This is a genomic window from Xanthomonas sp. WHRI 8393 (assembly GCF_040203315.1).
In the GTDB taxonomy this organism is placed as follows: domain Bacteria; phylum Pseudomonadota; class Gammaproteobacteria; order Xanthomonadales; family Xanthomonadaceae; genus Xanthomonas; species Xanthomonas arboricola.
Genome location: NZ_JBEGGL010000012.1, coordinates 1 through 13,028, shown reverse-complemented (window position 1 = coordinate 13,028; position 13,028 = coordinate 1). Strand labels below are relative to the sequence as shown.

The 13,028-nt window shown below is 65.9% G+C and carries 3 protein-coding genes; all 3 read left to right on the top strand.

What is annotated here, in order from left to right; all coding sequences use genetic code 11:
- Positions 1-456, top strand: a 456-nt coding sequence (locus ABQ137_RS20590; protein ID WP_349783469.1) for a phosphopantetheine-binding protein, incomplete at its 5' end; no start/stop codon positions are given.
- Between the two features lies 1 nt (position 457).
- Complete coding sequence (locus ABQ137_RS20585) at positions 458-11,548, top strand: non-ribosomal peptide synthetase (protein WP_349783468.1); 11,091 nt, start codon at positions 458-460, stop codon at positions 11,546-11,548.
- Positions 11,542-13,028, top strand: a 1,487-nt coding sequence (locus ABQ137_RS20580; protein WP_349783470.1) for a condensation domain-containing protein, incomplete at its 3' end; no start/stop codon positions are given. The genes ABQ137_RS20585 and ABQ137_RS20580, both read left to right, overlap by 7 nt.

Below are 13,028 nucleotides of genomic sequence, written 5' to 3'. Positions count from 1 at the left end.
GGCGAGGGCTGGGAGGAGGCGCTTCGCGCGGTGGCCACGTCGCGCTTGCCGACGTACATGCAGCCGTCGGTCTACGTGCCCCTGGAGAGCCTGCCGCTGACAGCCAACGGCAAGCTCGATCGCAAACGTCTGCCGGCGCCGTCCGTTGCCGAGTTGCCCTGGAGCGCGCCAGAAGGCGAGATTGAATGCCTGCTCGAGCGCATCTGGGCGCAGGCGCTGGATCTGGAGCGGGTCAGCGCGACCGCTGATTTTTTCGCGCTCGGCGGTCATTCGCTTCTGGCGATGCGCGTCATCAACGATGTGCAGCGTGAGTTCGGGATCGAACTGCCGCTGCGACGTCTCTTCGAAAATCCCGATATTCGCTCGCTGGCACGGCTGGTGAGCGATCAGCGTATCCGCAGCGAGAACCTCTCCGGTGCCGTAACGGACGCAACGCAAATCGAAATGGAGTGGTGAGATGCGGCCTGCAGAGATCGTGACGTTGCTCAACGCCGAAGGCGTATTTCCTTTCATCGACCAGGACCGGCTCAAAACTCGTTCGGCCTCAGCGGACATTTCACCACGTGCGGTCGCGTTGCTGCGCGAGAACCGTGACGCCCTCATCGCATTCCTCTCGGACAGTGCTGTCTTACCAATCGCGGAGGCGATTCCCCGACGCGGGCAGCCGCAGCGGCCAGCGCCGCTGTCGTTCGCGCAACAGCGGCTGTGGTTCTTGCACCAGCTCGACCCGGCCGCCAGCGCCGCCTACCACGTCGGCGCGGCGCTGGCCTTGCGCGGCGCCCTCGACGTGGACGCGCTGCGGCTGACGCTGGCTCGTATTGTCGAACGCCACGAGGTCTTGCGGACCTGTTTCGTCGATCAGGACGGCGAGCCGGTGCAGTGGGTCCTGCCGGCTCACGCGGTGCCACCGTTGCCGCTGTTCGACCTGCGCGGCGAGGATGCCGCATCGCGGATATGGGAGCACCTGCGCGACGAGGGCGAGGCACCGTTCGATCTCGTTACCGGCGGACCACTGCGCATGCGCCTGCTGCATACCGGCGAGGAGGAGCACGTATTGGTGGTCACGATGCATCACATCGTCTCGGACGGCTGGTCGAACGCGGTGCTGGTGCGCGAATTGGGCGCAATCTATGCCGCAACCGTTGCTGGCCAGCCCGATCCGCTGCCGTTGCCGTCCATCCAGTACGCCGACTATGCGGCATGGCAGCGCGAACGCCTGGACCAGGCGCGTTTGCAGACGGAGATCAGCTACTGGAAACAGCATCTGGCAGGCGCACCAGCGCTGCTGGAACTGCCGAGTGACCGTCTGCGGCCGGCGCACCAACGCTATACCGGAGAACGCGTGCCGGTACGAATCGACCAGGGGACTAGCGACGCGCTGCGCAACCTGGCCTGGCGCCATCGGGTGACGCCATTCATGGTCCTCCTGGCGGCCTGGGCGGCCTTGCTGCACCGGCTCTCGGGCCAGGACTCGGTCGTGGTCGGCTGCCCGGTCGCCAATCGTCAGCGACCGGAGGTCGAACCACTGATCGGCTTTTTCGCCAATACCATGCCGTTGCATGTGCATCTGGAAGACGATCCGTCTGTGGCAGGCCTGCTGAGCCGGGTCCGCGAGCTGACCCTGGACGGCTACGCCCATCAAAATGTGCCGTTCGAGCAGGTCGTTGATGCGCTGCGACCGCAGCGCAGTCTCAGCCACTCACCGCTGTTCCAGACCAGCCTTACCGTATCCGGCGCAGGCACCTCCGCACCCGACCTGCAGGGCGTGCGGGTAGAGGCGCTGCAGCCGCCGCGGCACAGCGCGCAATTTGACCTGGCGCTGGCACTGGCCGATGAAGCGGGCGGCTTCTGTGGCGAGTTGGTGTACACCTGCGACCTGTTCGATCGCACCACCATCGACCGCTGGCTAGGCCACTTTGATTGCTTGCTGCGGGCAATGGCCTTTGACGATACCGTCCGGGTCAGTACGCTGGATCTGCTGGATGCGTCCGGTCGCCAACAGATGGTCGCGCTGGCTGCTGGTCGGGCAGTCTCCGAGGCTGTCCCCGAGACGGCGTTGAAGCAGATCCAGCGCCATTGCGACGCGCGATCCGACGCGGTGGCAGTGATCGCCGGCCACCAGCAATGGAGCTGGGCGCAGCTTGGCGCCGCTGCCGATGCAGTGACCGATGCACTGAGCGTGGCCGGTGTCGGCGAGGGCGACCGGGTCGTCCTGTTGCTGGAGCGCGATGCCTGGATGGTGGCCGCGATACTGGGCGCATGGAAGGTTGGCGCCGCCTATGTGCCGGTCGACACAACATCACCGCCAGCGCGCATCGCGGCGATCCTCATCGACGCCGCGCCCGCCGCGATGCTGACCGCGCGCGACGATGTGGCAAAAGCGGTCGATTGCCCGAGCGGCATGGCGGTCATCGATGTCAACGCGCTGGCAGTTGCGCGCGCGACCGCTGCCCCCAGCAGCAGACCGGAGCATGCGGTTGGCGTCACCGCCTACCTGATCTACACCTCCGGCTCGACCGGCCGTCCCAAGGGCGTTGTCGTTGGTCATACCGCGCTGGCGCACTATCTGGATCGTGCGCGATGCCTTTATGACGCCGATGCGCTGGCTGCCGGCGTAGTTGCGACCACGCTCGCGTTCGACGCCACCGTCACCTCGCTCATCCTGCCCCTGGCCACCGGTCGCCCGGTCCACTTGCTGCCACCCGATCCGCACGCCTCGCTGGCCATACTGGCCAGCCTGATGGTCGGCGCCGAACCGCTGCTTTTCAAACTCACTCCTGCACATCTGGAGGCGTTGGCGAATCTGGCCACGGTCCCGGGACAGGCGCCCCATCGCGTGGTCGTCGGTGGCGAAGCATTATCGACCTCGACCTTGGCCCGATTCCGCGAACGTGTCGCACCGAAGGCGACGTTGGTCAACGAGTACGGACCGACCGAAGCCACGGTCGGCTGCATGGTCCACGCCATTGGGCCTGCCGATGCATTGCCCAGTGAGGACGGGGTGCCGATCGGGCGGCCGTTCCCTGGCATGCGCATTGACGTCGTCGACCGCCATGGACAGCCGGTACCAATCGGCGTGCGCGGACAGCTCCATATCGTCGGTCCGCAGTTGGCCCAAGGCTATCGGGGCGGCGCCGACGCCGGTGGTTTCTACGTCAAGGCCGATGGCTGCCGCGCCTATCGCAGCGGCGACCTTGCGGCCTGGGGCGTCGATGGCCGCTTGCGTTTTTTCGGTCGCGACGACGCGCAGCTGAAGATTCGCGGGTATCGGATCGAGCCTGCGGAGATCGAAGCGCGTCTGATGGCGCTGCCGGGCGTGCAGGATGCCGCAGTGGTCGCTGTCGGCGACGACCACGATCGGCGTCTGGTGGCCTATGCGGTCTCTGCCGACGGCGCGCCAGTGATGGAGGATGCGCGCCTGCGTGCGACGTTAGCTCTCGAATTACCGCATTACATGCTGCCCGAAGCGGTGGTCTGGATCGAGCGAATGCCGCTGACCGTCAACGGCAAGCGCGAATTCGCGGCGTTGCCGGCATGGCGGAGCGATGCCGGGGCCAAACACGAGTTGACCCCGCCGACGACTGTCAGCGAGCAGGTCCTGCACGACTCCTGGTGCGCCATCCTCGGTCACGCGAAGATCGGCCTGGACGAGGATTTCTTCGCCCTCGGTGGTCACTCACTGCTGGCCACCCGGGCAATCGCCGATATCGGTCGTCGCCTGGAGCGCAGCGTGCCCCTGCGCGCCCTGTTCGAGCATCCGACCGTGCGTCGTCTGGCCGCCCACGTCGACAGCCACGGCGAGCAGCGCATCCAATTGCGACCGCGCCCGCCGGGCACCGCGCCGGTGATGTCGCACGCGCAGAAGCGCTTGTGGATTCTCGACCAGGTCGAGGGCGGCAGCCGCCAATACCACATCGCCGTGACGCTGCGCCTGCGCGGCGATCTGGACATGGAGGCCTGCAGGATTGCGCTGGACGGTATCGTGGCCCGCCACGAGGTCTTGCGCACGCGCTTCCTGGCCGGCGATGGTGATGGGCGGTGCGAGGTCGTCGACCTGGCTGACGCGCCGTTGGAACTCCATGACCTGCGCAAAAGCGCGGTCAGCCAACGCAAGGCACTGTTGACCGCACGGATACGCGAGGAGGTCGAACGGCCATTCGACCTGGGGACCGACACGTTGTTGCGCGCGGCGCTATTGCGTATCGACGAACAGGAATGGGTCGCGGTGCTGACGGTGCATCATATTGCTTCCGATGGCGGCTCCAGCGCATTGCTGGTCAAGGAGTTCGTCGAACTGTATGCCGCCGCCTGCGAAGGACGCCGGCCGGCCTTGCCACCTTTGGCGGTGCAGTACGGGGACTACGCTTTGTGGCAGCAACGCGTGTTGGACCAGGCGCGACTGCAACAGGGGCTGGATTACTGGCGCGAGCGCCTGGAGGGGGCACCGCCCGTGCATGGCCTACCGCTGGATCGACCCTGGCCGACACAGCGCGCCTTTTCCGGCGGCCGGATCGAACGCAGACTGGAATCATCGCTATCCGCTCGCCTGCGCGAACTTGCCCGGGCGCGCGCAGCGACCCCGTTCATGCTGCTGCACGCGGCATTCGCCGCAGTGCTGGCGCGCTGGAGTGGCGAAGACGATGTGGTGGTCGGCTCGCCGGTCTCCGGACGCCATCATTCGGCCACCGAACCACTGATCGGATGCTTCGTTAACAGCGTGGCCATTCGCACCCACGTGGACACTGCGCAAAGCTTCGAGACACTTCTAGGCCACGTCCGGACCACCGTTCTGGATGCATTCGCACACCAGGCCATTCCCTTCGACCTGGTGGTGGAGGCGATCAATCCACCGCGCAGTCTTGGCCACGGCCCGATATTCCAAATCAGCTTCACGATGCACCAGGACGAAGTTGCAGACCTCGCGCTGCCGGGCCTGAGCGTGGGCGGTCTGGAATCCGGTATCGACGTGTCGCGCTTCGATCTGGAACTGCATGTGCGCGATCGGGGCGACGGTTTCGACATGACCGTGCTGTATGCGACCGAATTGTTCGATGCCAAGACCGTCGAACGCCTGGCCGACGCGCTACTGGCGTGCTTGTCGGCCGCCGCCAAGGATCCGCAGGCGCCATTGCTCGCGTCGGCGGCGATGTCAGCCGACGATGCTGCGCGCGTGCTTGCGCTCGGCGCACCATCGCTCCTGCCGCGTCCGGCACTGTGCGCGCACCAGTTGTTCGAGCACTGCGCGCGCGCGACACCGTACGCAGCAGCGGTGGTTTGCGACGGCCACGCGTGGACGTATGCCGACCTGGACCGCCGCGCGAACCGAATAGCCGCGTTCTTGCATGCGCAGGGGATCGGGCCAGGGGCCCGGATTGGCGTGTGCATGGAGCGGTCACACGATTTGTTTGCAGGTCTGTTGGCTGTCCTCAAGGCGGGCGCCGCCTACGTACCGATCGACCCGACCTATCCCGAAGAGCGTATCGCCGCGATGCTGGAGGATGCCGCGCCGGCACTGGTATTGACCCAGCAGGGCGTACTGGAAGCGGTCCCGGCGTTGGGCGAGCACAGTGTGGTACCGGTCGATGGCGCTCTCGCCCACGCCTTGTTCGGCGCATCCGACGCGGCCGATCCGGGTGCCCCGCAGACAGGCGTGCGTCCGCAGGATCCAGCCTACGTGGTGTTCACCTCCGGCTCGACTGGACGCCCCAAGGGCGTCATCGTGCCGCACTGCGGCATGATCAATCTGGCCCTATCGCAGCGCGAGCTGTATCAGGTGGGCGAGGGCGACCGCGTGCTGGCATTCGCGTCGGTGAGCTTCGACGGAGCCGTCTGGGAATGGCTGATGGCGCTGGCCAATGGCGCGGCCCTGCATGTCTGCGCGGAAGAAGACCGGCGCTCGCCAGCACGACTGGCACGTTTGTTGAGCACGGCCGAGATCACCCATGCGGCCATACCGCCGGCGTTGCTGGCGCAACTGGATATCGGTTCTACACCGGCGCCGCGCGTGCTGTTCGTCGCCGGCGAGGCTTGCGACGAACGCTTGGCCTGGGCCTGGGCCGAGCGTTGTCGCGTGGTCAATTCTTATGGCCCGTCCGAGATCACCGTTGCTGCGACCAGCGCCGAGGTGGTGCCCGGCCGTCCGCTGACCCTGGGCCGCGGCCTTCCAAACGTCGAATTACGCGTCCTCGACACACAGGGCGCGCCGGTGGCGGTCGGCGTGCCTGGTGAGCTCTACATCGGTGGTCCAGGCCTGGCTGACGGCTATCTGGGGAACGAAACACTGACCGCGCTCAACTTCATCGATGGACTCGCCGCCGACGGTGGCCGTCTGTACCGCAGCGGCGACCGTGTGCGTTGGAATGCGCAGGGTGAGTTGGAGTTCCTCGGGCGCGTCGACGGCCAGATCAAGATTCGTGGACATCGTGTCGAGCCGGGTGAGATCGCCGCGTTGCTGCGCGCCCACGAGAGCGTGTCCGAGGCCGTGGTCGCGGTCCGTGGCGACGGCGCTCTGCGTCGCTTGGTCGCCTACGTGGTGCCAGCCGTCGCCAACGAAGCAGAGGTCAACGAAGCGCTGCTGGTGCGCGCATTACGTGAGCGAATCAAACGGCATCTCCCCGATTACATGATGCCGGCGGCATTCGTAGCGATCGATGCGCTGCCATTGACCGCCAATGGCAAGATCGACCTGCGCCGACTGCCGGAGCCTGATTACCAGTCCCAGGCCGTGCACGTCGCGCCGCGCAACGAACATGAAATCACGCTGGTGGCGATTTGGCAGGAAGCGCTGCGGCTGGAGCTGGTCGGCGTGCACGACAACTTCTTCGAGATCGGCGGCGATTCCATCCTGGCGATCCAAGTGGTATCGCGCGCGAACAGGGCCGGGCTGGCGCTCACTACCCGCCATCTGTTCGTCGCCCAGACCGTGGCCGAGTTGGCCGCGCTGGCCGCCACGCTGGACGCGCCTGCAGCCGTGGCGCCGCAGCAGGCGATCGAAGGTGGGCAGGTGCTGTTGCCGGTGCACCGCTTATTGATCGGCCTGGACGAGACGGACCGCCATCACTACAACCAAGCGGTGCTGCTGAGGACACCTGCAGATGTCGATGAAGCGATCCTGCGGGACGTGGTGGCGGCGGTCTATCGCCGTCACGATGCGTTGCGCCTACGCTTCGCCGAGCGCGATGGCGACTGGCAGGCCTGGTATGCGCCATTGGACGAGGCAATGCTGTCGGCAACGATTGTGCGCGAACGCCTACCCGAAACCAACGCAACCGCGTTCGTGACGGCGCGTTGCGATCATTGGCAACGCTGCTTCGATCTTGCGCGGGGGCCGCTGCTGCGGGTGGTCCATTTCGCGCCTGCCCGTGCGGGCGAGAGTGGGCGTCTCTTGCTGCTGGCCCAGCACTTCGTCGTGGACGGGGTGTCTTGGCGAATCCTGCTCGCCGATATCGAGCGCGGCTACGGCCAGGCCGTGGCCGGTCGAGCGATCGAACTGGGCGCCAAGACGTCCTCGTTCCAACAATGGGGTCAAGCCCTGCTCGAGCATGTGGGTTCGTCGCGGCAGGCGGCGCAACGGTCGTTTTGGCTGCGCCAGTGCCGACTCCACGTGGAGCCGTGGCCGAACGACTTCGGCACCGAGGATGTCGGGCGAATGAGCGATAACGCGTTGGTGACTGCCAGCCTCGACCCGACGCGTACTCGTCGGCTGCAACAAGACTGTGCGGCCGCCTACCGGACCCAGATCAACGAGCTGCTGCTGGCGGGCGTCTACCTCGGACTGCGCGCGTGGAGTGGCGCGAGCGCATTCCGCGTGCGCATGGAAGGACACGGTCGCGAGGACCTGTTCGACGAGCTCGATGTCACGCAAACCGTTGGTTACTTCACCGGCATCTATCCGTTGGTGATCAGCACGGCTAGCGACGAGGTAGGCGAGGTCATCAAGGCGGTCAAGGAGCAGTATCGGGAGGTTCCCGATCACGGCATCGGGTTCGGCATCGCCCATCAGCTGGGTAACGACCCGGAACTCGTCGAGGCTGCCGGACGGCTCGGTCCGCCCGACCTGGAGTTCAACTACCTCGGCCAGTTCGATCAGGTGATCAACGAGGAGACTGCCTTCCAGGCCGCGCCGGAAGGTGTGGGTGACAAGGTCAGCCCGCGTCGCCGGAGGGTGCGCAGGATTGGCTTGACCGGACGTGTGTTCGGCGGCGAACTCACGCTGGTGCTGGATTACAGCCGTGCCCAGTATCGCGACGAAACGGCGCAAGCGCTGATCGAGGCGATCGTGCAAGGTCTGGACCTAGTTATCGATCATTGCAGCACGCCCGGAGCCGGCACGCGCACGCCGTCGGACTTTCCCTTGGCCACGGTCGACCAGGCGCAATTGGACGCATGGCAGCGCCGCTATGGGGCGATCGCGCAGGTGTATCCGGCAACGCCGATGCAGGCGGGCCTGCATTTCCACAGTCAGCTCGAACGTTCCGCTTACGTGGTGCAGTCGTATCCGACCCTTCACGGTCCCCTGGACATAGAAGCGTTCCGCCGCGCCTGGAAAGACACGCTGGCCCGCCACGACATCCTGCGCACCGCGTTCTCCGAGGCCGGCGGAACGCTGCAACAGATCGTGCTCGATCGGGTCCAGCTGCCATGGCGCGAAGAAGATCTGCGCGATCTGGCACCAGCCGAGCAGGAGGCGCGCTTTGCCACCTTCCTGGCCGCCGACCGCGACGCCGGCTTCGACTTCGCCAGCGCACCGTTGCTGCGGCTGACGCTGTTCCGTCTGGGCCACGATCACCATCGCGTGCTGTGGACCCAGCACCATATCACCCTCGACGGCTGGAGCGGGCCGCTGGTCTATCGCGATGTGCTGGAGCGCTATGTCGCACTGAGCGAAGGTCGCCCGGATACGCTTGCGGCGCCGGCCGCGTACCGCGACTACATCGCCTGGCTATCGCGCCAGGACACCAACGCGGCGCGCAGCTACTGGCGCGCAGCACTGTCGGGACTGTCGCTGCCGACCCCGCTGGGAGTGGACCGTCTGCCTACCGACGGCGAACACGGTTCCCGCGAGCGCCGGTTGCGTCTGTCGGTGGCGGCCACGCGTGCACTGGAATCGATGGCGCAACGCTTGAAGGTCACCTTCAACACCCTGCTGCAGTGGAGCTGGGGCTATGTGCTGCATCGCTACAGCGGAGAGGACGAGGTCGTGTTCGGCACCACTTTGTCGGGGCGCCCGGCGGAGGTGCCGGACATTGAATCGATGGTCGGGCTGTTCATTCAGACTGTACCGGTGGCGGTGCGCTTTGGCCGCGACGCCGATACAGCATCGATGCTGGCGCGCCAGCATGCCGAATTTGTCGAAAGCGCACAGCACGGTTTCCTGCCGCTTCCGCAGATCCAGTTGGAGGCCGGCGGAATGCCGCTGTTCGACAGCCTGCTGGTGTTCGAGAATCTGCCGACCGATGCCCGCGACCAGGCGGCAGCCCTGCCGGGCCAGCTACGAATCGAGCGTGATTCGGCACCGCAGTTCACCCATTTCCGCCTGACGCTGATTGCGGTGCTGGAAGACACCTTGCTGCTGCGCATGGGCTATCGCGCCGAGCACTTCGCCGAGGCCACCATCGGCCGCCTGGTCGCGCATCTGGGGCGGGTGCTCGAGGATCTGCCCGCAGCGGTTGCCGCAGGACGCGAGCCGGCGCTGCACGATGCTGCTGAGCGCGCGACGATCGCTGGCTGGAATGGCGCTCGCGCGCCGTATCCTCACGATAGCTCGCTGGCCGACCTGTTCGAGGCGCAGGCTGCGCGCACGCCCGATGCGATCGCGGTCCAGGCCGACGGAATCATGCTGGACTACGCGACGCTCAATGCCCGCGCCAACCGCATCGCCCACGGTCTGCGCGAGCGCGGCGTTGTGACAGATGCGCGGGTCGCGATCGTGGCACCACGCGGTGTCGCGATGCTGGTGGCGATGCTGGCAGTGCTCAAGGCAGGCGGTGCTTATGTACCGATCGATCCGGCCCAGCCGGACGCGCGTGTGAGCTATCTGCTCGAGGACGCTGCGCCGGTTGCCGTTCTTGCCGCAGATGACGCAGCAACATGGGTGGGGCAACGCCTGTCGCTGCACGAAGAGGCGTGGTCGCATGAGTCGCAGCTCAATCTTGCGCGCCAGCCAGCCAGTGGCCGCGAACTTGCCTACGTGATGTATACCTCCGGCTCTACCGGGCAGCCCAAAGGGGTCATGGTCGAACACCGAAGCATTGTGCGCCTGGTGTTTGGCACCGATTTTGCGCCGCTCTCGCCTGCTGATCGCGTCGCCCATTGCTCGAACCCAGCGTTCGATGCATCCACCTGGGAGATCTGGTCGGCCTGGCTGCAAGGCGCGCGCGTGGTCGTTTTCGACCAGCAGACCGTCCTGCATGCTGCGGCCTTGCGCGACGCGCTGTTGAGTGCCGGCGTCACCGCGATGTGGATGACAGTGGGACTGTTCAACAGCCATCTGCCGGTGCTTGGACCGGCCTTGGCACAGCTGGGCCACTTGCTGGTGGGCGGCGATGCACTCGACCCGCGTCGGATCGCCGAGTTGGCGCAGTCGCCGTATGCGCCGGCACGACTGGTCAACGGCTATGGACCGACCGAAAGCACCACGTTTGCGCTGACCTATGCGATCACTGGAGCAGTCGATGGCGAGCGTGCGATTCCAATCGGGCGGCCAATCGCCAACACCACCGTACATCTGCTGGATGAGCGGATGCAGCCGGTGCCGATCGGTGTGGTCGGAGAGCTATGGATCGGTGGCGACGGGCTGGCCCGGGGCTACCTGAATCAGCCAGAGCTCACTGCCGAACGCTTCGTCGACACCGGCGCGCATGGCCGCCTGTACCGCAGCGGCGACCTCGGTCGCTGGTTGCCTGACGGAACCGTCGAGTTCGTTGGCCGTCGTGACGCTCAGGTCAAGTTGCGTGGCTTCCGTATCGAGCTGGGTGAGATCGAATCGGCGCTTGCGGCACTTCCGGGTATGCGCGAGACAGTCGTGGTCGCTCGCGAAGATGAGCGCGGCGACCGTCAACTCGTCGCGTACACAGTGGCTGGCGAGGATTTCGATCCATTGCAGGCGCGTCTTTCGCTGGTAGCCGTGCTGCCGGATTACATGGTACCGGCGGCGATCGTGGTGCTGCCGGGACTTCCGTTGACTACCAATGGCAAGGTCGATCGTTCCGCCTTGCCGGCCCCCGACTGGAGCCTGGATCAAGGCGACACTTTGCCGCAGACGGCGACCGAAACCCGCGTACACCGGGTCTGGTGCGAAGTGCTCGAACGCGAATCGGTTGGCACCCGTCGTACTTTCTTCGAGGTCGGTGGGCACTCACTGCTCGCGACCCGGGTGGTGGTCGCGCTGCAGGCCGAATTCGATTGCGAACTGCGCATCGCCGATCTGTTCGCTCGCTCGACCATCGTCGAGCTGGCGGCCTGGATCGATGCGTTGACTGCGGCTGGGGCACAAGTCGCAACGGGTACGGTGGAAGAGAACGACGCAATGGAGATGACCGAATGGTGAGCATGGATCTGGCCGCGTTGCTGCATGAACTCGGCCGACGGCAGGTCATGCTTTCTGTCGAAGAAGGACGCTTGCGCAGCAATGCGCCGCGCGGCGCGATCACGCCGGAGTTGGCGGACGCCATCCGTTCGCACAAGGACGCGTTGATCGCCGTTCTCGAGCGTGGCCGCGGCAATGGTGCCTTAGCTGCGATCCAACCGGCAGCGAAGGCGTCGTGCTACCCGCTGTCATTCGCGCAGCGTCGGTTGTGGTTCGTTGATCTCCTTGGTGGCGGCAGCCCGCAATACAACTTGCCCGGTGCGCTGCGCCTGCGCGGCCGACTTGACGTGGCCGCATTGCAGCGTGCGCTGGAAGCGCTGCTGGAACGACATGCGATCCTGCGTACCGTCTATGCCGACCACGACGGAGAGCCGGTACAGCGTGTGTTGCCGGCGACATCGCTGACCATGGTTCGGCACGCACTGGATGGGCTTGAAGAGGGGGCGCGCTCAAGCGCGCTGGACGCACTGCTGCAGGCGCAGGCCAGCGCCGTCTTCGACCTGTCAGGGGACGTGCTGTTGCGGGTCGCACTGGCTCATATGGGTGAGGACGATCATGTTCTGTTTTTCTCTACACACCACATCGCCGGCGACGGCTGGTCGATGGGGCTGCTCGTGCAGGACATGGCCGTGTTGTACTCGGCCTTTGTTGAAGGCCGCGACAACCCCTTGCCGGCGCCGAGCCTGACCTATGCCGATTACGCCTGTTGGCAACAGCAGCGACTGGCCGATGGCAGCCTCGACGCCTCGTTGCGATTTTGGTGCCAAGGCTTGCGCGATGCGCCGGCGCTATTGGAGCTGCCTGGCGATCGGGCACGGCCGGCGCGCCCAAGTCACCGTGGCGCCAGCCTGCCGTTGCGCTTGGCGCCGGAGCATGCGCAGCTGTTGCGCAACTGGGCCTCTGCGCATGGCGCGACACTCTTCATGGCGTTGCTGGCCGCTTGGTCGGTTCTGCTGTCGCGGCTGAGCGGGCAGGGTGAGGTGGTGATCGGCACCCCGGTCGCCAACCGTCAGCGACGCGAGACCGAGACCCTGGTCGGCTTCTTCGTCAACACGCTCGCATTGCGCGTCAACCCGGCGGCGGCTAGCAGCGTTGCCGAACTGATCACTCAGGTGCGCGATGCGACCTTACGCGCTTATGACCACCAGGATGTGCCGTTCGAACAAGTGGTCGAAGAACTGCGGCCGGTGCGCGATCTCGGCCACCATCCGGTATTCCAGACGATGCTGGCGCTGGACAACACGCCCGGCGGCCGCGCTTTGGTGCTGCCTGGCCTGGACGTACAGTCGGTGTCGATGCCCCACCAGAGCGCGCATTGCGATCTGACTGCGACCTTTGTCGAAAATGCGGATGGCAGCGTGGGCGGCGAGCTCGAATACGCCACCGACCTGTTCGACGCGGCAACGATCCAGCGTTGGGCCGGCTATCTGCAGCGGCTGCT

Coding starts and splice junctions, on each gene's coding strand:
- ABQ137_RS20585 (WP_349783468.1), top strand. CDS start 458: ATGCGGCCTGCAGAGATCGTGACGTTGCTCAACGCCGAAGGCGTATTT.